Raw genomic sequence first — 22,735 nt, forward strand, 5'->3', positions numbered from 1 at the left:
CGTGCCGGGCCGGCCCCCCGGCGGCGCCGTCCTGTCCCGGCGCAGGCCCGCGCCGGTGGACCCGCGACCGCGGGCCCGCCGGTCCCGGGCGGAGCCTTACTGTGATCCGGATGAGCTCCTCTCCCATCTGGCGGGCCATGACCCGGAACCCGGTCAGCTTCCTCACCTCCTCCGCGCCCTGGCGTTCGCTCGGCTACCTCGCCTCCTCCGGTCTTCTCGGGCTTCTCTCGCTGATCGTGCTGGGAGGTGTGGTGGTGTGCGGGCTGCTGCTGTCGGTGGTGGGGATCGGGCTGGTGGTCCTGGCAGGATCGGTTCTCCTCGGCATCCCGCTGGCCGCGCTGGAGCGGCGCAGGCTGCGGTTGCTGGAAGGGCCGCACGCCGGCCGGCCGGCCAGTCCGCACCGCGCCGTCACGCGGCCGGGGCTGTGGCCGTGGCTGACCACCCGGCTGCAGGAGAGCGCGACCTGGCGGGAGTTCGGCTTCGCCGTGGTGTTCGCGGTACTGCTCTCCGTCGTGGACCTGGCCCTGCTGATCCTGGCCGGCTCGCTGGCCGTACTGATCGTCTTCCCGGTCCAGGTGGCGGTCGTCTCCGGGCAGCCGGAGGCGCTGCTGCTCACCGGCGCCGGGATCGCCGTACTGCCGGTCGCCGCGTACGTCCTGGGGGCGACGGCCGCCGCGCAGGCCTGGTTCGTCCGGCTGATGCTGGCTCCCAAGGAGGACGGGCAGACCGACCGGGTCGTGGAGCTGACCCGTTCGCGGGCCCGGATGGCCGACGCCTTCCAGGCCGAGCGGCGCCGTATCGAGCGGGACCTGCACGACGGGGCGCAGCAGCGCCTGGTGGCGCTGGTCATGACCCTGGGGCTGGCCGAGCTGGAGTGCGGCGGCGTGGGCCCGGCGGCCGGCCGGACCGGCGAGCTGATATCCCGGGCCCGGGGGGAGGCGAAGCAGGCGCTGGACGAACTGCGCGACCTGGTCCGCGGCATCCATCCGCAGGTCCTCACCGACCACGGCATCGCCGCGGCGGTGTCCGAGGTCGCGGTACGCTGCCGCGTGCCGGTGCACGTGGACGTGGAACTGGCCGGGCGGCTGCCCCCGCAGATCGAGGCCACCGCCTACTTCTTCATCAGCGAGGCGCTCACCAACGTCGTCAGGCACAGCGGTGCCACGTCCGCCACGGTGTACGGCCGGCTGACCCGGGACCGGCTGTCCGTCACGGTCACCGACAACGGCGTCGGCGGTGCCGAACTGCGCGAGGGCGGCGGGCTGGAGGGCTTGGCCGACCGGGTCGCGGTGGTCGATGGAAGACTGACGCTGTCCAGCCCCTCCGGCGGACCCACCGCCCTCAGCCTGGAGACTCCGTGCCGGCACCGTCACTCCGTATCGTCCTAGCCGAGGACTCGGCACTCGTCCGCGAAGGGATCGTCGAGCTGCTGCACAAGTTCGGCCACCAGGTGGTCCGGGCGGTCGGGGACGCCGATTCCCTGATCACGGCGGTGCGGGAGTGCTCGCCGGACATCGTCGTCACCGACGTACGGATGCCGCCGGGACACGGGGACGACGGGCTGCGCGCCACGATGGAGCTGCGCAAGAGCGACCCGGATCTGCCGGTCCTGGTGCTCTCCCAGTACGTCGCGAACGCGTACGCCAAGGAGCTTTTCACCCCCGGCAGAACGCCGCACCGCCAGAGCCGGGCCGGTCTGGGCTACTTGCTCAAGGACCGGATCGGTGAGCTCAGTGAATTCGCCCAGGCGGTCGAACGTGTCGCCGCGGGCGCCATGGTGATCGACCCCCAGGTTGTCCAGCACATACTGATGGAGCGCGACCAGCGCCACCAGTACCGGCTGCTGTCCGCCCGCGAACAGGAGGTGCTCGGGCTGATGGCCCACGGCTACTCCAACGCGATGGTGCGGGACGCCCTGAGCATCAGCGACGGGGCGGTGGCCAAACACATCGGCAACATCTTCGCCAAGCTGGGGCTCTCCCCCGACGACGGCAACCGCCGGGTCCTCGCGGTCCTGGCGTACCTGCGCGACGAGTGATCCCCGCACCCCGCCCGCCCGGTGCCGGCTTTCCGCGTTCGGCTCCTCGTTCTCCTACTCCAACGTCGGCTGCACCGTCGTCGGGATGCTCGCCGAGGATGCTCCCGGCCCCCCCCCGCTGACACGGAGGCCGTACGAGGGCGGGTCCCGCCGGCTGTCTGCCGGCGGGACCCGCCCTGGTTTCGTCCTCGTCCCGGCGGCGACCGGTGCGGTGTCTACTCCGCCCGGTCCACCCGGACACTGCCGTTCTGGCTCTTCAGCTCCAGGGACCGGTCGCTGCCCTTGGTGTCCGGCACCGACGAATGGGCCCTGCCGTTGGTCGCCTTCGTCGTCACCCGGTACGTCTCGCCGCCCTTCGGCAGGGTGACGTTGACGTTCCCGTTGCCGGCCGACGCGGTGACCGCCCGCGGTGCCGCCGCGAACGTGGCCTTCACCCGCCCGTTGGCCGTCGTCGCGGAGAACTGCCCGGACGTGATGTCCGTCGCCGTGGCGTTGCCGCCGGAGACGGTCATCCCCAGCTTGCCGGAGATCTTCTCCACCTCCGCCGAGGCGTCCTTGACGTTCAGCTCCAGAGGCTGGGCGAGCCCCGCGGCGCTGACCGGCCCGGCGGTGCTCGTCACCTCCACGGCCGCGCCCTTCGGCACGGACACCGTGTAGGCCGCCTCGCAGGAGAGGGAGATGCCGTGGCAGTCCGTCCGCAGGGTCAGCGTCGATCCCTCCAGGGACCACTCGGAATTGTCCGCGTCCCCGGCCTTCCCCTTCAGCGTCCGCTGCACACGGACCGTCCCGTCACTGTCACCGGCTTTCAGTCGCACCGATGAATTCGCGGCCCTGATGGAGAGCTTCGTGCCCGAATACGCGAAGTCCCGTTTCTCGCTCTTGCTTTCCTCGCTCGTCGTCATACCGCACGAACTCACCGCGAGGGACACCGCTATGGTCCCCAGCACAGCGGGCATCAGGCGCGCGCGATTCAACTTCGTTCCCCCTCCGGCAGGTGGCGATTCCACCCGCCGTCGCGACGTGGGAATCCCGTCATGTCCCTGCCGGGGCCCGGACCTGCGGTCCGTTCCCCGGCCGGACTACTCTATGGGCGCCCGCCCCCGATTTTCCCGATGCGACCGAAAAGCATGAAGCGAGGAACGATTTCGGGACTTCCGGAGCGCTCGGGCCGCCCATTTCACCTTCGAGGCAACCCTTGCGCCCTTCTTTGCGTTGTTCAGGTGCGGGGCGTTGTTCAGGTGCGGGGCGTTGTCCAGGTGCGGGCACACCGCGCTCGCGCCGTGCCTATGCCCGGCCGGCCGTTTTCTGGGTCTTGCGGGAGAGGGAGTCGATGACGACGGCCGCCAGCAGGACGGCGCCGGTAATCATGAACTGGACGGCCGAGGCGATGCCCAGGAGGGCCATGCCGGAGGCGATGGACTGGATGACCAGGACGCCCAGGAGGGCGGACCAGGTCTTGCCGCGGCCGCCGAACAGGCTCGTACCGCCGATGACGGCGGCGGCGATGGCGTTCATCAGCAGGCTCCCGGCGCCGGAGGACTGGTTCGCGGCGTTGATCTGGGAGGCCAGGAACATGCCGCCGACGGCGGCCATCGTGCCGGCGAGCGAGAAGACGGAGATACGGATGAACGCGACATTGATGCCCGCGCGGCGGGCCGCCTCGACGCTGCCGCCGAGGGCGAAGATCTGGCGTCCGTACCGGGTGCGCCGCAGCACGAAGTCGAGGGCGACGACGACTCCGAGGAAGATGACGACCGCGAGCGGCAGGCCCTTGTACTGGTTCAGGAGCCAGGCCACCAGGTAGGCGGGGACGGCCAGGACCACCGTGCGCAGAATCGTCTCGCTCAGCGGCCGGCTCGGTACGCCCGCGGCCTCGCGGCGCCGGGAGTCGAGGAGGGACAGGCCGAGGAAGGCGAGGACGGCGACCGTCGCCAGGCCGTACGCGGCGGCCACGTCGCTGAAGTAGTAGTTGGTGAGCTGGGCGACGAGGCCGTCGTCGTCGAGGTTGATGGTGCCGTTGGAGCCGAGCACCTGGAGCATCAGGCCGTTCCAGCCGAGCAGGCCGGCCAGGGTGACGACGAAGGCGGGCACGCCGATGCGGGCGAAGAAGAAGCCGTGCAGCGCGCCGGCCACGGTGCCGGTGAGGACGGCCAGGATCAGGGCCGGCCATTCCGGCATGCCGTTGTTGATGTTGAGTACGGCGAAGACCGCGGCGGCCAGGCCGCTGACCGAGCCGACGGACAGGTCGATCTCGCCGAGGATCAGGACGAAGACGATGCCGACCGCGATCAGCCCGGTGCCGGCGGCCGTCACGAACAGGTTCGAGAGGTTCTCGGCGCCGAGGAAGGCCGCGTCCTGGAGCTGGAAGACGATGCCGATCACGATGAGGCCCACGACGACCGGCAGGGAGCCCAGTTCGCCGCTGCGCGTCTTGCGCCGGAACTCGTCGAGGTAGCCCTTGAAGCCCTGCTGGCGTACGAGCAGCCGCGGGTCCACGGCGGTGACGGCGCCTTCGGCCGCGGGGGCCGCGTCGACCGGCTCGTCGCCGGCCTTGGAGAGGTTGGTGGTCATTTCTGGGCCTCCGCGGTGCGGGCCTTGCGCCGGGTCACGGCGTTGTCCGTGGCGCCGGTGATGGCGGAGATGATCTCTTCCTGGGAGGTGCTGCGGACGTCGAACGTGCCGTTGTTGCGGCCCAGGCGCAGCACTGCCACCCGGTCGGCGACGGCTTTGACGTCGGCCATGTTGTGGCTGATGAGGATGACGCCGAGGCCGCGTTCGCGCAGCCGTTCCACGAGGTCGAGGACCTGGGCGGTCTGCTCGACGCCGAGCGCCGCGGTGGGCTCGTCGAGGATGACGACCTTGGGCTCGCCGAGCAGGGAGCGGGCGATGGCGACGGTCTGCCGCTGGCCGCCGGAGAGCGAGGCGATGGGGATGCGGACGCTCGGGATGCGGATGGCGAGGGTGGCGAGCAGCTCGCGGGCGCGGCGCTCCATCTCGACCTCGTTCAGCACGCCGGCGCGCACGATCTCGCGGCCGAGGAAGAGGTTGCCGACGACGTCGAGGTTGTCGCACAGCGCGAGGTCCTGGTAGACGGTCGCGATGCCCAGTTCCTGGGCGGTGTGGGGCCGGTCGACGGTGACGGGCCGGCCCTCCCACTCAAGGGTGCCGTCGTCGGCGGGGCCGACGCCGGCAATCGCCTTGACGAGGGTGGACTTGCCGGCGCCGTTGTCGCCGACCAGGGCGACGACCTCGCCGGGGTGGATCTCCAGTTCGACATCGGTGAGCGCCTGTACGGCACCGAACCGCTTGGAGACCCCGCGCAACGCCAGCACGGGCGTAGCGGACACGTGAATCATCTCCTTCACCGCCTGACCGGCGGGAATGCGCCGTCCGGCCTCCTGCCGGCGGGCGGCGGGGCCGGGCGGACGGCAGGCTTACTTCAGGCCGGCCTGGGCGCAGGCGGACTGGAACTTGGCGGTGCAGATCTCGGCCTTGGTGAAGAAACCCTCTTGGCCGACATACTTGGAAATATCAGCCTTGGTCAGGGCGAAGGGCGTCACGATGACGGACGGCACCTTCTTCTCGGTGGCGCTGTCGACGGTGGTCTTGGCGACCGAGTCCAGCTTCTTGCCCTGGGCGAGCGCGACGGCCATCGAAGCGGCGGCGTCGGCCTCCGGCTTGTACGGCTTGTAGACGCTCATGAACTGCTCGTCGCTCAGGATGCGCTGTACGGCGGAGAGCTCGGCGTCCTGGCCGGTGACCGGCGGCAGCTTGGTGAACCCGGCGCTCTTCAGGGCGGTGATGATGCCGCCCGCCATGCCGTCGTTGGCGGAGTAGACGCCGACGATCTTGTCCTTGCCGAGCGAGGAGATGGCGCCCTTCATGTTCTCGTTGGCGTTCTCCGGCTTCCACTCCTTGGTGTCGTACTCCTTGCCGATCTTGACCTTGCCGTCGAGTACGGAGTGCGCGCCGTCCTTGTACATCTTGGCGTTCGGGTCGGTGATCGACCCGTTCATCATGACGATCTCGCCCTGGCTCGCCTTGTCGCCCAGCTCCTTCAGGAGCGACTCGCCCTGGATCCTGCCGACCCGCTCGTTGTCCACGGAGGTGTACGCCTTGATCGGGCCCTCGGCCAGCCGGTCGTAGGCGACGACGGGGATGCCCTTGTCGTTCGCCTTCTTGACCGAGGCGGCGATGGACTTGGCGTCCACCGCGTCCACGATCAGCGCGTCGACCTTCTTGGTGATCATCGTGTCGACCTGCTGCTGCTGGACGGAGGGGTCCTGCTTGGCGTTGTCGTAGAGGATCTCGGTGTCCTTGCCCGCCAGCTCGCGGATCTTCTTCTCGATCAGCGGCTTGTCGAACCGCTCGTAGCGCGCGGTCTGGTTCTCGGGCAGCAGGAGGCCGATGGTCAGCGGCCCCTTCTTGTCCTTCTTGGCGTCCCCGTCGCCGCCGGCCTGCTTGGCGGAGCCGCAGGCGGCGAGGCCGGCGGCCATCGAGACGGCGGCCGCGGCCACGGCAGCACGACGCAGATGCGTGTTCACGGTGAAAACCTCCCTGACGAGGCCGCGTCGTTGCGGCCGAGGTGGCTGGAAGTCAACTCGGCCGCTCGCAGACCGTCAAGGAGTAAATACTTAACGAGATGACAACGGTGCCATGCGTTAGCTGTGTGAACTCAGCGTGCCTCGTGTACGTCAGGCAATGGCAGAGGTACCGGTGCCGTCGGCAGGGCGGGCGGCGGCGACGGCGGGCACGCCGGTGACCGGCCGCCCGCCCGACGGCGTGGCCGCCTCGGCGGACAGCGTGCCGTCCAGCAGCGTCGAGTCGCCCATCTCGCTCAGGACGAGCGCCAGCGCGCCGAGCACCTCCGCACGGCCGCCGAGCGTCCCCGGTACGATCCCCAACTGCCGCGCGGCGCTGGGGATCGCGTACCGCGACACCGATTCCCTTATCGGTCCGAGCACCAGCTCCCCGGCCTCCGCGAGGTCGCCGCCGAGCACCACCCGGCTCGGATTGAGCAGGTTGCACAGGTTGGCCACCCCGCTGCCGATGTGCCGTCCCACGTCCGCGATCACCCGGCGGCAGCCGGGGTCGCCCTCCCGGGCCAGCCGGACCACCTCCGCCATGGTCAGGTCGGGCCCGTGGCTCGGCTGGAGCAGCGGGAGCACGTACCGGGCGGCGGTGAACGTCTCCAGGCAGCCGCGGTTGCCGCAGCGGCAGACCGGCCCGGACTCGTCCAGGGTGATGTGCCCGATCTCGCCGGCCGTGCCGCCGGGGCCCCGGTAGATCTGGCCGCTGATGACCAGGCCCGCGCCGACACCGCTGGCGACCTTGATGTACGCCAGGTCCGCGGCGCCGCGTCCGCTGCCCCACACCAGTTCGCCGAGCGCACCGAGGTTGGCGTCGTTGTCGACGTACACGCCGACGCCGAGCCGGCCGGACAGCTCCTCGCTCGGGTTCGTGCCGCTCCAGCCCGGCAGGATGGCGGTCGAGCCGAGCGTGCCGGACTCCACGTCGATGGGGCCCGGGACGCCGAGGCCGACGCCGATGACCTTGTCCGGGCCGACGCCGGTCGCTTCGACCAGCCGGTTGACCAGGCGTTCCGCCCGGTCGAAGCCATCCGCCGCGGAGGCGTCCACGTCGATCGGCTCGGTCTCCTCGGCGAGCACCTGGTGGGCGAGGTTGCCGACCGCGACCCGCAGGTGCGAGTGGCCGAAGTCGACGCCCACGACGATCCCGGCGTCGCCGGAGAGCGAGACGCTGCGGGCCCGGCGGCCGCCGGCCGAGGTCGGCGTGACCTCGACGGTCCCGGCGTCCTTCAGTTCCCGCACGATGTTGGAGACCGTGGCCGCCGACAGGCCGGTGCTCCGGGCGATCTCCGCCTGGGTGAGCGAACCCGCCATGCGCACCGCGCGTACGACCCGCTCCAGATTGGCCCGGTGCAGCGAGGACTGCGAACCCGGAGTCTCCATCGACTCATCCACTCCCGCCTGTAGCGCCCGGCACGACGACCGGCCGCCGGCCGGGCCACACCGATGGGACCCGGCTTGTCTCCAACATGTGAATCTAAGCTGACGTGCCCGGGTCCGGTTCCGTCAAGTCCTCGACCGGGTGCTCCGGCCCTGTGGCCAAAACCCGGCCCCCGGGCGGGCACCGCGGTGGCCCCCGCGGGGCCGCGGGGGCCACTGTGCCGTACCCGGCGTACCGCGTACCGGCACGCGGCTCGCGCACCAGGGCGCGAGCCCGGCCGCGAGCCGGATCGCGGGGCTATTTCAGGGCGCCCGCCGTCAGGCCCGCCACCACCTGCCGCTGGAAGATGATGTACGCGGCCAGCACCGGCAGCATGGCGATGGTCAGGCCGGCGAACAGACCGGACCAGTCGCCCTTGTACCCCTGGCTGACCGCCAGCGCGACCAGTCCCTGGGTCAGCATCTTCTTGTCCGGGTCGCCGACGTTGAGCACCGTCGGCAGCAGGTACTGGTTCCACTGCCCCAGGAAGTTGAAGATCCCGACGCTGATCAGCCCCGGCTTCGCCATCGGCAGCATGACCTGGAAGAACGTACGCGTGTGGGACGCGCCGTCGATGAGCGCGGCCTCCGCCACCGACGTCGGCAGCGTTTTGAAGAACCCGCTGAGGAAGAAGACGGTGAACGGCAGGGAGTACGCGATGTAGACCAGGATCAGCCCGTGGTACGAGTCCAGCAGGGCCATGTTCTTCATGACGAAGAACAGCGGGACCAGGGCGAGGATGATGGGGAAGCCCATCCCGCCCACGAACAGGAAGTAGAGGAAGCGGTTGCCCGGGAAGTCGAACCGGGCCAGTACGTACGCCGCCATCGACCCCAGCAGCATGGTCCCGATCAGCGACCCGCCGACCACGACCAGCGAGTTGAAGAAGTACTGGCCCATGTTGGCCTTGTCCCAGGCGCGGGCCCAGTTGTCGAAGTGCAGCGCCGACGGCAGGCCCCAGGGCGAGCCGAAGATCTCCCCGTCGTCCTTGAAGGAGCTGACCACCGCCCACAGCAGCGGCATGGTCACCAGCAGGCCCCAGATGACCAGGACGCCGTGGGAGAAGACGTTCAGGACCCGGCCCTCACCGCCCTCACCGCCTTTGCGGCCCGTGCTGCCCCGGCCCGTCACGGCCGGGGGCTTGGTCTGCACGCTCATCAGAACTCCAGTCGCTCGCGCCGGCCCAGCCGCATGACGATGGCCGAGAAGATCAGGGTCACTATCAGCAGGGAAACGCCGATCGAGGTGGCGTAACCGGCCTGACCGTCGCGGAAGGTCTTCTGATAGACGTACAGCGGCAGCACCTCGGTGGAATAGTCGGGGCCGCCCGGCCCGACGCTCATGATCTGCACGAAGGCGAAGGCCGACACGTCCAGCGCCAGGATGCCCATGTAGATCCAGCCGGTCTGCACCGTGTCCCAGAGCAGCGGCAGGGTGATCCTGAAGAACGTGTTGAACCGGTTGGCGCCGTCCAGCAGCGCGGCCTCGTAGAAGTCCTTCGGTATGGAACTCATGCCGGCCGAGAAGAGCACGACGTAGAAGCCGACATTGGCCCAGATCATCGCGCCCATGATGCACCAGAGGGCGATCTGCGGATCTCCGAGCCAGTTGGGCTGTACGTTGTCCAGTCCGATCGCCTGGAAGAAGGCGTTGAGCGCGCCGCTCTCCGGGTTGTACGCGAACTGGAAGAGCAGGGCGACGATCGGGATCGACAGCACCTGCGGGAAGAAGTACAGAATCTTGTACGTGCCCGAGCCGCGCACGCCGCCGATGACCGCCTTCTTCCTGCGGCGGCCACCGACGTTGAGCATGAAGGCGAAGAAGAGCCCGAGCGAGAGCGTCACCACCGGCAGCAGCAGCAACAGCGTCACACTGTTTCCCACCGAGGCCCAGAAGACACTGTCCTTGAAGAGGCGCGTGTAGTTGTCGAACCCGACCATTTTCATGTCCGAGCTCAGGCCGGTCCAGTCCGTGAAGGAGTAGTAGATCGCCTGCACGAACGGCGATATCACGAAGATCGCGTATATCGCCAGCGGGAGGGCCAGGAACCCTGCTATGAAGCGGTACTTACCGTGCTGCATGACTACCGATCCCGTTCTTTCCCCGCGACTGCCGTAAAGGCCACCGCTGGTGACGCGTCCGATGCACCGGTCAGCGCTTGTACTTCTTGACGCTGCTGTCCTCGCGCGTCTCGTCCGCGTACTTCTGGATCTTGGTGATCGCTTCGTCGGGAGTCATCCGGCCCGCCATCATCTCGCCCAGCGCGCCGACGCCGATCTTCTCCTTCTGGAGCGCCACGTACCAGTCCTGCAGCCGCGGGTTGACGATGTTCTTCCCGGCCTTCTGGAGCGCCAGCTGCGCCGAGTCCAGGCCCGGAGGCAGGGTCAGGCCCTCCGTGCCGCCGTTGAGCGAGGTCAGCGAGGAGACCTGCTTGATGAAGTTCTGCGAGGACTTCTTGCTGAGCATGATGCGCAGCATCTCCATGCCGCCGGGGGTGTTCGCGGCCTGCCTCGGCACGATGTACGGCTCGCCGCCGGAGGCCCAGAGCGTGCCGAACGGCATCTTGTCCGAGCTGGAGAGGCTGGACGGCGCCCCGACCGAGAGCTGGAAGTCCGGGTTCTTCTCGATCTGCTGGGCCGACTCGTTCTCCACCCAGGAGCCGTTGGGGATGAACAGGGCCTTGCCCTCGGCCCACGCCTTCTGCGACTGGAGGTGGTCCAGGCCGGGCGATCCCTTGAGGACGTAGCCCTTCTTGTACAGCTCGTAGTACGCGTCGAAGGCGGCCTTGACGGCCGGGTCCTTCCAGGCGTTCGGCTCCAGGTTGTCGATCTTGCGCAGCACCTCTTCGCCGCCGATCTTGGCGATGAAGGGGTAGAGGCTGAACGGGAAGTAGTACGGGTACTTGCCGGGGTAGGTCCACCCGGCGACGCCCTTCTTCTTCGCCTTCTCGCACACGGCGAGCATCTCGTCCCAGGTCTCGGGGTATTCGGCGTCGGCCACCTTCTGGAGGTTGGTCTTCGAATACCAGACACCGTAGACCGTGTACGCGTAGTACATGACCCAGGTTTCCTTGCCGCCGAACTGGCCCATCTCGACCACGCCGGGGCGCAGGGTGTCGCGCACCTTCTTGTTCGGGTCGTCCATCGACGGGGCGTCGAGCAGCGGGGTGAGGTCGGCGAGCTGGTTCTTGGAGACCAGGGTGCCGAAGTCCATCTGTTCGGCGCCGGAGTTGTCCACGAGGTCCGGCGGGTTGCCGCCGTTGAAACGCGGCTGCAGCGTGGACTGGATCTTCTGGGTGGAGGCCAGCTTGACCTTGCCCTTGGACTTGGGGAAGGCGGCGACGTATTCGGCCTGGGCGTCCTTGGCGTACTTGTCGCCGAATCCACCGTCGAAGATGACGACGTCGAGGGCCGCGCCGTCATTGACCGCCAGGGGGTTCTTGGCGGATTTCTCGCCCTTTTCGACCTTCTCGCTGCCACCGCCACCGCCGCCGGCACACGCGGACAGTGCGCTCATGGCCGGTATGGTGACGATGCCGAGCGCCGCGGACCGCTTGATCAGGTCGCGACGGCTGAAATCTGAGGTGGATCCCATGCGCAAGTCCTCGCCTTCTTCAGGACTCAGGCGGTGTACCGGAGCCACCCCGGCACCGCGGGTCAGATGAAGCTGAGTTGTACGGGATGTGCACCGGGCGCGCTAGAGATGTGCGGGGCCGTTTTCTTGTACTGCTCCGCAGGTCCCCCCGGGTCCGCGACGTCGTTCGCACAGTCGCTCGGACGCCGACAGGTATAGTCCACTTCACGTCAACTCGGCAAGATCGTAAGCAAGTTCGGGCCGCCATCTTTCCCGAGTTGAGACCTCGCCGGTATGCACCGCTTGCGCCACGGACTTCCGGCCGCCGTTCGCAGAGCCACCCTTGACAACAAAGGTCCCACCTACCTTACTTATCTCTGCATTACGCAGCTGACAACGATGTCAGATCGTTGGAATGTCGCCTTCGTTGAGAGGTACGCGTGCGGCTCAGACACCGGCACAGACCCCTGCCCGGCACGGCCCGCCCCGTCGCGCTCGCGGCAGCGGCCCTGCTCGTCCTGACGGCGTACGCCCCCGCCGTCGCGGCTCCACCCCCGAGGCCACCGGAAGCCCAGCGGTTCAGCTCCTCCTTCGAGACCGGCGATCCCCTGCCCGCCTGGCAGGACACCGTCGAGACCGGCCCCGACGGCACCGGGAAGTCCTCCGGGGTGGGCCCGGAGAGCGGTCCGGGCGCCGGCATGAGCAGCCACCCCGACTCCGGCCCCGCCTCCTCCCCCACCGCGAAGGCGAACGCCGGCTTCAGCGGGCTGCGGGCGCTGCGGTACGCGGGGACCCACACCGCGGCCGGCCGCGGCTACTCGTACAACAAGGTCTTCGACGTCGACCTGCCGGTCACGCGGGCGACTTCACTGTCGTACAAGATCTTCCCCGAGATGGCCGCCACCGACCTGGGCTACCCCGCGACCCACGTCGCGCTCGACCTGGCCTTCACCGACGGCACCTACCTCAGCGAGCTGCGCGCCACCGACCAGAACGGCGCGCCCCTGACCCCGCGCGGCCAGGCCGACGCCAAGACGCTCTACGTCAACCAGTGGAACCACCGCCAGTCGCGCATCGGCGCGGTGGCGGCGGGCAAGACCGTCGACCGCGTCCTGGTCGCGTACGACTCCCCCACCCCGCCGAAGGCCGGTGCGGTCTTCCGTGGCTGGGTGGACGACATCACGCTCGGCCCCGAGGCCCGCGAGAAGCCGCCCGCCCACCTCGCCGACCACGTGGCGACCACCCGCGGCACGCACTCCAGCGGCAGCTTCTCGCGCGGCAACAACTTTCCGGCCACCGCCGTGCCGCATGGCTTCAACTTCTGGACGCCGGTGACCAACGCGGGCTCCACCGACTGGCTGTACGAGTACGCGCGGAAGAACAACGCCGACAACCTGCCCACCCTCCAGGCGTTCGCCGCCAGCCACGAGCCGAGCCCCTGGATGGGCGACCGGCAGACCTTCCAGGTCATGCCGTCCACCGCCGCCGGTACTCCGGACGCCGGACGCGCCGCCCGCGCCCTGCCCTTCCATCACGCCAACGAGACCGCGCGGCCGCACCACTACGGCGTCACCTTCGACAACGGCCTCAAGGCGGACATCGCTCCGACGGACCACGCGGCGCTGATGCGCTTCACCTTCCCCGGCGACGACGCGAACCTGATCTTCGACAACGTCAACAACAACGGCGGGCTCACCCTCGACCCCGGGCGGGGCGTCGTCACCGGCTTCTCGGACGTCCGGAGCAACCTGTCCACCGGCGCCACCCGGCTGTTCGTGTACGGCGTGCTCGACGCGCCCGTCACGACGGGCGGCAAGCTGAGCGGCGGCGGGGGCCCCGACGTCACGGGCTATCTGAAGCTGCGGCCCGGCGCGGACCGTACGGTCACCCTGCGCATCGCGACCTCCCTGCTCGGCGTCGACCAGGCGCGCGCGAACCTGGAGCGCGAGATTCCGGCGGGCGACTCCTTCGAGCGGGTCAGGGACCGCGCCCGCGCCCGGTGGGACGGCATCCTCGGCCGCATCGAGGTCGAGGGCGCGAGCCGGGACCGCCTGGTCACCCTCTACTCCAACCTCTACCGGCTCTACCTCTACCCCAACTCCGGGTACGAGCAGGTGGGCGCGCGCACCCGGTACGCGAGCCCCTTCACGCCGCGGACCGGCCCGGACACCCCGACGCACACCGGGTCGAAGATCGTCGACGGCGAGGTGTACGTCAACAACGGTTTCTGGGACACCTATCGCACCACGTGGCCCGCCTATTCCCTGCTCACGCCGGGGCAGGCGGGGAAAATGGTCGACGGCTTCGTCCAGCAGTACAAGGACGGCGGCTGGATCTCCCGCTGGTCCTCCCCCGGTTACGCGGATCTGATGACCGGCACCAGCTCGGACGTGGCCTTCGCCGACGCGTATGCCAAAGGCGTGAAGTTCGACGCGGCCGCCGCCTACGAAGCGGCGGTCAAGAACGCCACCGTCGCGCCGCCCAGCCCCGGTGTCGGCCGTAAAGGCATGAACACCTCGCCCTTCCTCGGCTATACGAGCACGAACACCAAGGAAGGCATGTCCTGGGCGCTGGAGGGATACCTCAACGACTACGGCATCGCCCGTATGGGACAGGCGCTGTACGAGAAGACGAAGAAGCCGCGCTACAAGGAGGAGTCCGCGTACTTCCTCAACCGCGCCCGCAACTACGTCAAGCATTTCGACGGCAAGGTCGGCTTCTTCCAGGGCAAGGACGCGGCCGGGAACTGGCGGCTGCCCCCGGACCGGTTCGACCCGCGGGTCTGGGGCCACGACTACACCGAGACCAACGCCTGGTCCTTCGCCTTCACCGCGCCCCAGGACACCCGCGGCCTGGCCAATCTGTACGGCGGCCGGGCGGGCCTGGCGAAGAAGCTGGACGCCTACTTCGCCACCCCGGAAACCGCGGCGAGGGAATTCGCCGGCTCGTACGGCAATGTCATCCACGAGATGACGGAGGCCCGGGACACCCGGATGGGCATGTACGGGCACAGCAACCAGCCGTCGCACCACATCGCCTATGCCTATGACGCCGCCGGGCAGCCGTGGAAGACGCAGGAAAAGGTCCGCGAGGTCCTCTCCCGGCTCTACCTGGGCAGCGAGATCGGCCAGGGGTATCCGGGCGACGAGGACAACGGCGAGATGTCCGCCTGGTACGTCTTCAGCGCGCTCGGGTTCTATCCGCTGGTGATGGGGTCGCCCGAATACGCGGTGGGCTCACCGCTGTTCACCAAGGCCACCGTCCATCTGGAGAACGGCCGCGATCTCGTCGTCAAGGCTCCGCGCAACAGCGCCCGCAATGTGTACGTGCAGGGCCTGCGGGTCAACGGAAAGCTCTGGAATTCCACCGCGCTGCCGCACGCTCTGCTCGCCCGCGGCGGCACGCTGGAATTCGCGATGGGACCGCGCCCCTCCTCCTGGGGCACGGGGAAGAACGCGGCGCCGTCGTCCATCACGCACGACGACCGGGTGCCCGTACCGGACGGCGACCTGACCACGCCGGGCAACAGCCCTCTCCTGGACGACACATCGGACACCGCGGCGTCCTTCGACTCGGTCCCGGTCGCCCTTGAGTCGGCGGCGCGGGTGTCCTCGTACACCCTCACCTCGGCGGCCAAGGGTGACGCTCCCGCCTCCTGGGTGCTGGAGGGCCGGGACCTCCACGGCAAGTGGCGGACTCTCGACCGGCGTTCGGGCGAGCCCTTCAGCTGGGACCGGCAAACCAGGGTCTTCACGGTGCAAGCCCCGGGAACCTACCGGCAGTACCGGCTGACTCCGTCAACCCGGGCCACCCTGGCGGAAATCGAGCTGATCGGCCCGAACAGGGTTGATTCCGGAACCAATTGATCGGACCGTCCGCAAACCAGTTGACATGTGAAGGCCTTGTGCAAAGATCCTGAGCATCCTGTGACGCACCTCTTGTGGGTGCGTCACGCCTCATCACATGGCAAATGGAGAATTACGTGGCCATACTTCCCGGCCGTAAGCACGGGCGCGCCCTGTCGCGTCTGGCTGTCGCGGCGGTCGCCGCCGCCCTGGTCGGCACCGGTGTCGGAGCCGCGGCGGCGGACGCCCCGGATCCGGTACCCGCTCCGGTGAAGAACGTCGAGGTCGGCGCGGCGGCGAAGGCCGCACCGAAGCTCCGCGCCGCGGCGCAGGCCGACGCCCCGGTGTTCGGCCTGTACGGCGTCGAACGCTCCTCCGGCTTCCTGTACGAGTACATCCCGAACGGCGTCGGCGGCTACGAGGGCCGCACGTTCGCCGGGGCCGACTGGGACACCATCAGGAGCGCGACCCAGGTGGACCAGAACGGCGACGGCCTGGGCGACGGCCTGTGGGCTTGGGACTACGCCGGCAAGCTGTACTACGCCGACGCCACCACCGTCGACGAGGCCCGGACCATCGGCGGCGGCTGGAACATCTACAACAAGGTCCTGTCGCCCGGCAACCTCGGCGGCGCCGCCGCGTCCGACATCCTCGCCCGGGACAACGCGGGGGTGCTGTGGCTCTACCTCGGCTACCCCAACGGCAACGCCGATCCGCGGATCAAGATCAGCGCCGGCTGGGGCGGCTACACCCAGATCTCCGGCAAGGGCGACCTGACCGGCGACGGCAAGGCCGACATCGTGGCCCAGGACTCCTCCGGCGTGCTGTGGCTCTACAAGGGCACCGGCAACTACAAGGCGCCCTTCACGTCGCGCGTGAAGCTCGGTGCGGGCTGGAACGCGTACAACACCCTGATCTCCACCGGTGACGTGGACATCGACGGCCACGCGGACCTGCTCGCCCGGGGCACCGACGGCAAGCTGTGGCTCTACAAGGGCACCGGCAACGCGACGACGCCCCTCGCGTCGCGCAAGCTGATCGGCTCCGGCTTCAACATCTACAGCTGGATGTTCTAGCCGGTCGAGGCCACCGGCAGCCAAGGAGACTTCGCCCGCCGGTGAGGTGATGGTGCGACGCGTCCCCACGGGGCGCGTCGCACTGCTTTTCCCGGTGCCCGAAGTGCCGGGCAACGCCGTCCGGATACGGGCGAGGGCCGCACCCCCGGGCTGGGGATGCGGCCCTCGTACGTGTCCCGCTCACACGGAGCGGGTCACGTCCGTCACTTGCGGATCAGCGAGCGCAGCACGTACTGCATGATGCCGCCGTTGCGGTAGTAGTCCGCCTCGCCGGGGGTGTCGATGCGCACCTTGGCGTCGAACTCCACGCTGTCACCGTCAGCGGCTCCGCCGCGGGCGGCCTTGACCTTGACGGTCTCCGGGATGCCGCCGTCGTTCAGGGCGGTGACACCGGTGATGTCGAAGGTCTCCTCGCCGGTCAGGCCCAGCGACTGCGCCGAGGCGCCCTCCGGGAACTGGAGCGGCAGCACGCCCATGCCGATCAGGTTCGAGCGGTGGATGCGCTCGTAGGACTCGGCGACGACGGCCTTGACGCCGAGCAGCGCGGTGCCCTTGGCGGCCCAGTCGCGGGACGAGCCGGAGCCGTACTCCTTGCCGGCCAGGATGACCAGCGGGATGCCGGCGGCCTGGTAGTTCTGCGACGCGTCGTAGATGAAGGAGACCGGGCCGTCCTCCTGCGTGAAGTCACGCGTGAAGCCGCCCTCGGTGCCCGGCGCGATCTGGTTGCGCAGGCGGATGTTGGCGAACGTGCCGCGGATCATGACCTCGTGGTTGCCACGGCGCGAACCGTAGGAGTTGAAGTCGCGGCGCTCGACGCCGTGCTCCGTGAGGTACTGGCCGGCCGGGGTGTCGGCCTTGATCGCACCGGCCGGGGAGATGTGGTCGGTGGTGACCGAGTCGCCCAGCTTGGCCAGGACGCGGGCGCCCTGGACGTCGGAGACCGGGCTGGTCTCCATCGTCATGCCCTCGAAGTACGGGGGCTTGCGGACGTAGGTGGACTGCGGGTCCCACTCGAAGGTGTTGCCGGTCGGGATCGGCAGCGCCTGCCACTGGGCGTCGCCCGCGAAGACGTCCTCGTACGACTTGGAGAACATGTCCTCGCCGATGGCGTTGGCCACGACGTCGTTGACCTCGGCCTCGGAGGGCCAGATGTCCTTCAGGTAGACGGGGTTGCCGTCCTGGTCGGTGCCCAGCGCCTCGGTGGTGATGTCCACCTTCATGGAGCCGGCGATGGCGTACGCGACGACCAGCGGCGGGGACGCCAGGTAGTTCATCTTGACGTCGGGGTTGATCCGGCCCTCGAAGTTGCGGTTGCCGGAGAGCACCGAGGTGACCGCGAGGTCGGCCTCGTTGATCGCCTTCGAGATCTCCTCGTCCAGCGGACCGGAGTTGCCGATGCAGGTGGTGCAGCCGTAACCGACGAGGTTGAAGCCCAGCTTGTCCAGGTAGGGCGTCAGGTTCGCCTTGTCGAAGTAGTCGGTGACGACCTTCGAGCCGGGGGCGAGGGTGGTCTTGACCCACGGCTTGCGGGACAGGCCCTTCTCGACCGCCTTCTTGGCCACCAGCGCGGCGGCGACCATGACGTAGGGGTTCGAGGTGTTGGTGCAGGAGGTGATCGCGGCGACGGTGACGGCGCCGTGGTCGATCTCGTACACCGAGCCGTCGGCAGCGGTGACCTGGGTCGGCTTGCTGGGCACGCCGTTGGAGACCGCCGGGGCGTCGGAGGCCGGGAAGGACTCCTTGCCCGCCTCGTCGACGTCCGCCTCGCTGACGTAGTTGCGCACGTCGAGCGTGAACTGCTGGGCGGCCTCGGCCAGGATGATGCGGTCCTGCGGGCGCTTGGGGCCGGCGATCGACGGGACGACCGTCGACAGGTCCAGCTCCAGCTTCTCGGAGAAGTCCGGCTCGGCGGCCGGGTCCAGCCACAGGCCCTGCTCCTTGGCGTACGCCTCGACCAGGGCGACCTGCTGCTCGGAGCGGCCGGTCAGCTTCAGGTAGTTCAGGGTCTCGTCGTCGATCGGGAAGATCGCGGCGGTGGAGCCGAACTCCGGCGACATGTTGCCGATGGTGGCGCGGTTGGCCAGGCTGGTCGCCGCCACACCCTCGCCGTAGAACTCGACGAACTTGCCGACGACGCCGTGCTTGCGCAGCATCTCGGTGATGGTCAGCACCAGGTCGGTGGCGGTGGTGCCGGGCTTGAGCTCACCGGTCAGCTTGAAGCCGACGACGCGCGGGATGAGCATGGAGACCGGCTGGCCCAGCATCGCGGCCTCGGCCTCGATGCCGCCGACGCCCCAGCCCAGGACGCCCAGGCCGTTGACCATCGTGGTGTGCGAGTCGGTGCCGACGAGGGTGTCGGGGTACGCCTGACCGTTGCGGATCATGACCGTACGGGCCAGGTGCTCGATGTTCACCTGGTGGACGATGCCGGTGCCGGGCGGGACGACCTTGAACTCGTCGAAGGCGGTCTGGCCCCAGCGCAGGAACTGGTAGCGCTCCTTGTTGCGGCCGTACTCCAGCTCCACGTTCTGCTGGAAGGCATTGGCGGTGCCGAACTTGTCGGCGATGACGGAGTGGTCGATGACCAGCTCGGCCGGCGCCAGCGGGTTGATCTTGTCGGCGTCGCCGCCGAGCTCCTTGACGGCCTCGCGCATGGTCGCGAGGTCCACCACACACGGCACACCGGTGAAGTCCTGCATGATCACGCGGGCCGGCGTGAACTGGATCTCCTGGCTCGGCTGCGCCTGGGAGTCCCAGCCGCCCAGCGCACGGATGTGGTCGGCGGTGATGTTCGCGCCGTCCTCGGTGCGGAGCAGGTTCTCCAGCAGCACCTTCAGGCTGTAGGGAAGGCGGGCGGAGCCCTCGACCTTGTCCAGCCTGAAGATCTCGTACGACTCGTCGCCCACCTGCAGCGTGCTGCGGGCGTCGAAGCTGTTCGCCGACACGACAGTCTCCATTCCATGCATGATTCGCGCGTACCACCGCAATCCTGCCGTCGTGGATCCTTGCCGATCAGCTAAGGTAAGGCTAAGTTAGGCAAGCCTTACTAGCGCGGCAGCGGTACGCCTCCCGGCAGATATCTCGATGTCGAGATAACTCTAGTACATCCCCGCCGCGCGGTCATGCGCGCCCGGCTGCCCTCCGCCCGCACCGAGAGCACCCCCGCGCCCTTCCCGGCTCCGCCCGGGAAGTCGCCGCCGGCCCCCCAGGGCTGGGAATTCGCCGGGATCCGGGCGCCGTTGGAACGGAAGCGGATCCTGATCGTCTTCGCGGAGGGGATTTTCTGTGACCATTTTGATCACTACGCCGAACGGCTCGGTGGGACGCCACCTGACCGAAGCGCTGCGCGACCGGAGCGATGTGCGCTTCCTCGTGCGCTCCGAGGCCGGCGTCGAGGCGCTGGGCACCGTACGTGGCGAGGTCTTCCGCGGGAGTGCCGCCGACCCGGCGGACGCCCGGGGTGCGGTCGCCGGTGTGGACCGGCTCTACCTCGGCCACCCCTTCGCCGAGGACCAGGTGGCCGCCGAGACCAATCTCGGCGTCGCCGCCGTCGAGGCCGGTGTGCGGCGGATCGTGAAACTCGGTGCCCGCGGGTTCACCGGCGCCGGGACCGTCCCGGACGCCGTCACCGGCAACCACGACACGATCACCGAGCGGCTGCGCGAGGCCGGTGTCCGAGAACTGACCGTCCTGCGGCCCGACCGCTTCCTGCAGAACTTCCTCCCGGCGGCGGCCTCGATCGCCGCCGGGACACTGGCCGACCCCGCCGGGCCCGGCGCTCGCGGATATGTGGACGTACGGGACATCGCGGCGGTCGCGGTCGCCGAACTCCTGGCGGACCGCCCGGTCGGCGGAGAGATCGAGATCAGCGGTCCGCAGGCGCTGACGCTGCCGGCGCTCGCCGAGCGCTTCGGTGCCGTTCTCCGCAGGCCGGTGCGGCATGTGGACGTTCCGCTCGACGACTCCTGGCGGGCCGCGCTCGCGGAACGCGGCGTCGGTCCGCAGCTCATCGACGGCTTGTTCGCGCTCTACTCGAACTACCGCCACGAGGGCGTGGCCGGTCTCGGTGACGGTGTGCAGCGCGTACTCGGCCGCCCGCCGCGCCCGGTCGAGGACTTCGCGGCCGAGGTGCTCGTACCGGCCCTGTCCGGCGCCTGACGCGGCCGGCGACCGGGGGTCGGGGACCGGCCAGAACCAGCCAATTTAGGTTAGGCTAACCTTTGCTCCGTGAAGGTCGGTGAAGAACTCCCCCACGCCGCGCATTCCCGCGGCCACACCCTCCACGCCACGGGTGTCACCGTGGCGTACGACGGTGTCGATGTCGTGCACGAGGCGTCCCTGGAGCTGTCGCCCGGACAGGTGACCGTACTGGTCGGCCCGAACGGCAGCGGAAAGTCGACACTGCTGCGGACCGTGGCGCGGTTGCAGCAGGCGCGGAGTGCGGCGCTGACCCTCGGCGAGGCGACGGACGGATTCGCGCTGACGCCCCGTGAGTTCTCCCGGCGGGTGGCGCTGCTGCCCCAGGGACGGCCCACACCCAGCGGGCTGACCGTGCGGGACGTCGTGGAATTCGGGCGCTACCCGTACCGCGGGCGCTGGGGCCGGGCCGACCCGGGCGGCCGCGAGGCGGTGGACCGCGCGCTCGGCATGACCGGCGTCGCCGACCTGGCCGAGCGGGGCGCCGAGCACCTCTCCGGCGGCCAGTTGCAGCGCGTATGGCTCGCGGGGTGTCTCGCGCAGGAGACCGGCGTACTGCTGCTGGACGAGCCCACGACCTACCTCGATCTGCGGTACCAGGTGGAACTTCTCGACCTGATCCGGGACTTGGCGGACGACCACGGGATCGCCGTCGGCGTGGTGCTGCACGACCTGGACCAGGCGGCGGCCGTCGCCGACCGGATCGTGCTGCTCCGGGAGGGACGGGTGATCGCCGACGGGGCGCCCGAGGACGTCCTGACTCCGGAGCGGCTGACGGGCACGTACGGCATCCGGATCGAAGTCTCCACCGACCCCCTGACCGGACGGCTGCGCACCCGCGCGATCGGCCGGTACCACACACGCCGGACGCCGGACGGCGGCGCGACGCACCACAGCGACGCAGCCCAGGACGGCGACGCGACGCAGGACAGCCACATGGCCCAGGACGGCGACGCGACGCAGAACAGCAAGCAGAACGCGCGCACCGCGCACAGTGAAAGGCTCAGTGCCACCTCATGAGACGACTCCTCCTCACCGCCGCCACGGCCACCGCCGCCGCGCTCGCCCTGAGCGCGTGCGGTACCACCGAGCCCGCCGCGGACCAGTCGAAGAAGTCCGCCGGACACATCACCCTCACCGGTGCGTCCGGTTCGAAGGTGGAGCTGGACGGGCCCGCCAAGAAGGTCGTCGGTACCGAGTGGAACGTCGTCGAACACCTGGTCTCGCTGGGTGTCGCGCCGGCCGGTATCGCCGACGTCAAGGGATACAAGTCCTGGGACAAGGCCGCTCCGCTGAAGAACGAGCCGAAGGACATCGGCACCCGCGGCGAGCCCAGCATGGATTCCGTGGCCGCTCTCGCGCCCGATCTCATCGTCGCCACCAGTGACCTGCCCAAGGCCGCCCTGACGCAGCTGCGGAAGATCGCCCCGGTGCTGCAGCTCAAGGCCGCCGACGCCAAGGACCCGATCGGGCAGATGACCGCGGACCTGGACCTGATCGCCAAGGCCACGGGCACCACGGAGCGCGCCGACCAGCTCAAGAAGGGCTTCGAGGCGAAGCTGGCGCAGGGCGGGCAGGAGCTGGAGAAGGCCGGGCGCAAGGGTACGGAGTTCGCCTTCGCCGACGGGTACGTGAACGGCAGCCAGGTGGCCATCCGTCCGTACACCGGCGGTTCGCTGGTCGGCGCGGTCAACGAGAAGCTCGGCCTGAAGAACCCCTGGACGGTGAAGGGCGACGCCAGCTACGGGCTCGGCGCCACCGACGTCGAGGGGCTGACCAAGCTCGGTGACGTGGAGTTCGGGTACATCGGGAGCGACGAGGACAAGACCAGCAACCCGTTCTCCGGAGCGCTCGCCGACAACGCGGTGTGGAAGTCGCTTCCGTTCGTGAAGGCGGGGAAGGTGCACCGGCTGCCCGACGGTGTGTGGATGTTCGGCGGCACCGCGTCGATGGAGTCGTACGTCGATTCCGTCGTCGCCGCGCTGAAGAAGTGACGG

At 69.3% G+C, this 22,735-nt stretch carries 16 protein-coding genes; 7 read left to right on the top strand and 9 right to left on the bottom strand.

Features of this window, described 5'->3' with window-relative positions; genetic code table 11:
* The first annotated feature begins 110 nt into the window (after window positions 1–110).
* Window positions 111–1,388: a sensor histidine kinase gene (locus tag A6A06_RS43055; protein ID WP_073764707.1), complete on the top strand. Its 1,278-nt coding sequence runs from the start codon at window positions 111–113 to the stop codon at window positions 1,386–1,388.
* Window positions 1,358–2,038, top strand: a complete 681-nt coding sequence (locus A6A06_RS43060) for a response regulator transcription factor (protein ID WP_073764219.1) — start codon at window positions 1,358–1,360, stop codon at window positions 2,036–2,038. Before A6A06_RS43055 ends, A6A06_RS43060 begins: the two co-directional genes overlap by 31 nt.
* Window positions 2,039–2,253: 215 nt before the next feature.
* Here A6A06_RS43060 and A6A06_RS27295 read toward each other — a convergent pair whose 3' ends face one another.
* From A6A06_RS27295 to ngcE, 8 genes are all read right to left on the bottom strand, one after another.
* Window positions 2,254–2,940, bottom strand: coding sequence for a DUF4097 family beta strand repeat-containing protein (locus A6A06_RS27295; RefSeq protein WP_073764221.1), 687 nt, complete (start codon window positions 2,938–2,940; stop codon window positions 2,254–2,256).
* Window positions 2,941–3,322: 382 nt separating this feature from the next.
* A complete protein-coding gene (locus tag A6A06_RS27300; protein WP_073764223.1) occupies window positions 3,323–4,609 on the bottom strand; it encodes a sugar ABC transporter permease in 1,287 nt (428 codons plus the stop codon).
* Window positions 4,606–5,394, bottom strand: a complete 789-nt coding sequence (locus tag A6A06_RS27305; RefSeq protein ID WP_073764709.1) for an ATP-binding cassette domain-containing protein — start codon at window positions 5,392–5,394, stop codon at window positions 4,606–4,608. The genes A6A06_RS27300 and A6A06_RS27305 overlap by 4 nt, the downstream gene beginning before the upstream one ends.
* 78 nt (window positions 5,395–5,472) lie before the next feature.
* Window positions 5,473–6,582 carry a substrate-binding domain-containing protein gene (locus tag A6A06_RS27310; RefSeq protein WP_073764225.1) on the bottom strand — a complete coding sequence of 370 codons (1,110 nt, stop codon included), beginning with the start codon at window positions 6,580–6,582 and terminating at the stop codon, window positions 5,473–5,475.
* Window positions 6,583–6,732: 150 nt separating this feature from the next.
* Window positions 6,733–8,010 carry an ROK family transcriptional regulator gene (locus tag A6A06_RS27315; protein ID WP_073764227.1) on the bottom strand — a complete coding sequence of 426 codons (1,278 nt, stop codon included), beginning with the start codon at window positions 8,008–8,010 and terminating at the stop codon, window positions 6,733–6,735.
* A 295-nt stretch (window positions 8,011–8,305) separates the two neighbouring features.
* Window positions 8,306–9,205: a carbohydrate ABC transporter permease gene (locus A6A06_RS27320; RefSeq protein WP_199931179.1), complete on the bottom strand. Its 900-nt coding sequence runs from the start codon at window positions 9,203–9,205 to the stop codon at window positions 8,306–8,308.
* Entirely contained in the window at window positions 9,205–10,128 is a 924-nt protein-coding gene (locus A6A06_RS27325; protein WP_073764229.1) for a carbohydrate ABC transporter permease, read from the bottom strand. The genes A6A06_RS27320 and A6A06_RS27325 overlap by 1 nt, the downstream gene beginning before the upstream one ends.
* Window positions 10,129–10,198: 70 nt before the next feature.
* On the bottom strand, window positions 10,199–11,641 hold the full coding sequence (gene ngcE, locus A6A06_RS27330) for an N-acetylglucosamine/diacetylchitobiose ABC transporter substrate-binding protein (RefSeq protein WP_073764231.1): 1,443 nt from the start codon (window positions 11,639–11,641) through the stop codon (window positions 10,199–10,201).
* Window positions 11,642–12,060: 419 nt separating this feature from the next.
* Between ngcE and A6A06_RS27335 the strand changes: the two genes are divergently transcribed.
* The gene (locus tag A6A06_RS27335) at window positions 12,061–15,486 is read left to right on the top strand and encodes a GH92 family glycosyl hydrolase (protein WP_073764233.1); all 3,426 of its coding nucleotides are present in this window, start codon (window positions 12,061–12,063) and stop codon (window positions 15,484–15,486) included.
* A gap of 116 nt (window positions 15,487–15,602) precedes the next feature.
* The gene (locus tag A6A06_RS27340; RefSeq protein WP_079194370.1) at window positions 15,603–16,541 is read left to right on the top strand and encodes an FG-GAP repeat domain-containing protein; all 939 of its coding nucleotides are present in this window, start codon (window positions 15,603–15,605) and stop codon (window positions 16,539–16,541) included.
* 203 nt (window positions 16,542–16,744) lie between these two features.
* Here the strand turns inward: A6A06_RS27340 and acnA are convergent, their stop codons facing one another.
* Window positions 16,745–19,486 carry an aconitate hydratase AcnA gene (acnA, locus tag A6A06_RS27345; protein WP_073764713.1) on the bottom strand — a complete coding sequence of 914 codons (2,742 nt, stop codon included), beginning with the start codon at window positions 19,484–19,486 and terminating at the stop codon, window positions 16,745–16,747.
* Between the two features lie 340 nt (window positions 19,487–19,826).
* Between acnA and A6A06_RS27350 the strand changes: the two genes are divergently transcribed.
* The 3 genes from A6A06_RS27350 (at window position 19,827) to A6A06_RS27360 (ending at window position 22,732) form a co-directional block, all read left to right on the top strand.
* A complete protein-coding gene (locus A6A06_RS27350; RefSeq protein ID WP_073764237.1) occupies window positions 19,827–20,699 on the top strand; it encodes an NmrA family NAD(P)-binding protein in 873 nt (290 codons plus the stop codon).
* A 69-nt stretch (window positions 20,700–20,768) separates the two neighbouring features.
* The gene (locus A6A06_RS27355; protein WP_073764239.1) at window positions 20,769–21,758 is read left to right on the top strand and encodes an ABC transporter ATP-binding protein; all 990 of its coding nucleotides are present in this window, start codon (window positions 20,769–20,771) and stop codon (window positions 21,756–21,758) included.
* Entirely contained in the window at window positions 21,755–22,732 is a 978-nt protein-coding gene (locus tag A6A06_RS27360) for an ABC transporter substrate-binding protein (protein WP_073764241.1), read from the top strand. Before A6A06_RS27355 ends, A6A06_RS27360 begins: the two co-directional genes overlap by 4 nt.
* Window positions 22,733–22,735 lie beyond the last annotated feature (3 nt).

This window comes from Streptomyces sp. CB02923 (genome assembly GCF_001905005.1).
In the GTDB taxonomy this organism is placed as follows: domain Bacteria; phylum Actinomycetota; class Actinomycetes; order Streptomycetales; family Streptomycetaceae; genus Streptomyces.

Excerpts from the sequence above, each read along its gene's own strand:
- A6A06_RS27360 (WP_073764241.1), top strand. The coding sequence starts at position 21,755 with ATGAGACGACTCCTCCTCACCGCCGCCACGGCCACCGCCGCCGCGCTC.
- ngcE (WP_073764231.1), bottom strand. The coding sequence starts at position 11,641 with ATGGGATCCACCTCAGATTTCAGCCGTCGCGACCTGATCAAGCGGTCC.
- A6A06_RS27305 (WP_073764709.1), bottom strand. The coding sequence starts at position 5,394 with ATGATTCACGTGTCCGCTACGCCCGTGCTGGCGTTGCGCGGGGTCTCC.
- A6A06_RS27320 (WP_199931179.1), bottom strand. The coding sequence starts at position 9,205 with ATGAGCGTGCAGACCAAGCCCCCGGCCGTGACGGGCCGGGGCAGCACG.
- A6A06_RS27315 (WP_073764227.1), bottom strand. The coding sequence starts at position 8,010 with ATGGAGACTCCGGGTTCGCAGTCCTCGCTGCACCGGGCCAATCTGGAG.
- A6A06_RS27295 (WP_073764221.1), bottom strand. The coding sequence starts at position 2,940 with ATGACGACGAGCGAGGAAAGCAAGAGCGAGAAACGGGACTTCGCGTAT.
- A6A06_RS27300 (WP_073764223.1), bottom strand. The coding sequence starts at position 4,609 with ATGACCACCAACCTCTCCAAGGCCGGCGACGAGCCGGTCGACGCGGCC.
- A6A06_RS43055 (WP_073764707.1), top strand. The coding sequence starts at position 111 with ATGAGCTCCTCTCCCATCTGGCGGGCCATGACCCGGAACCCGGTCAGC.
- A6A06_RS27325 (WP_073764229.1), bottom strand. The coding sequence starts at position 10,128 with ATGCAGCACGGTAAGTACCGCTTCATAGCAGGGTTCCTGGCCCTCCCG.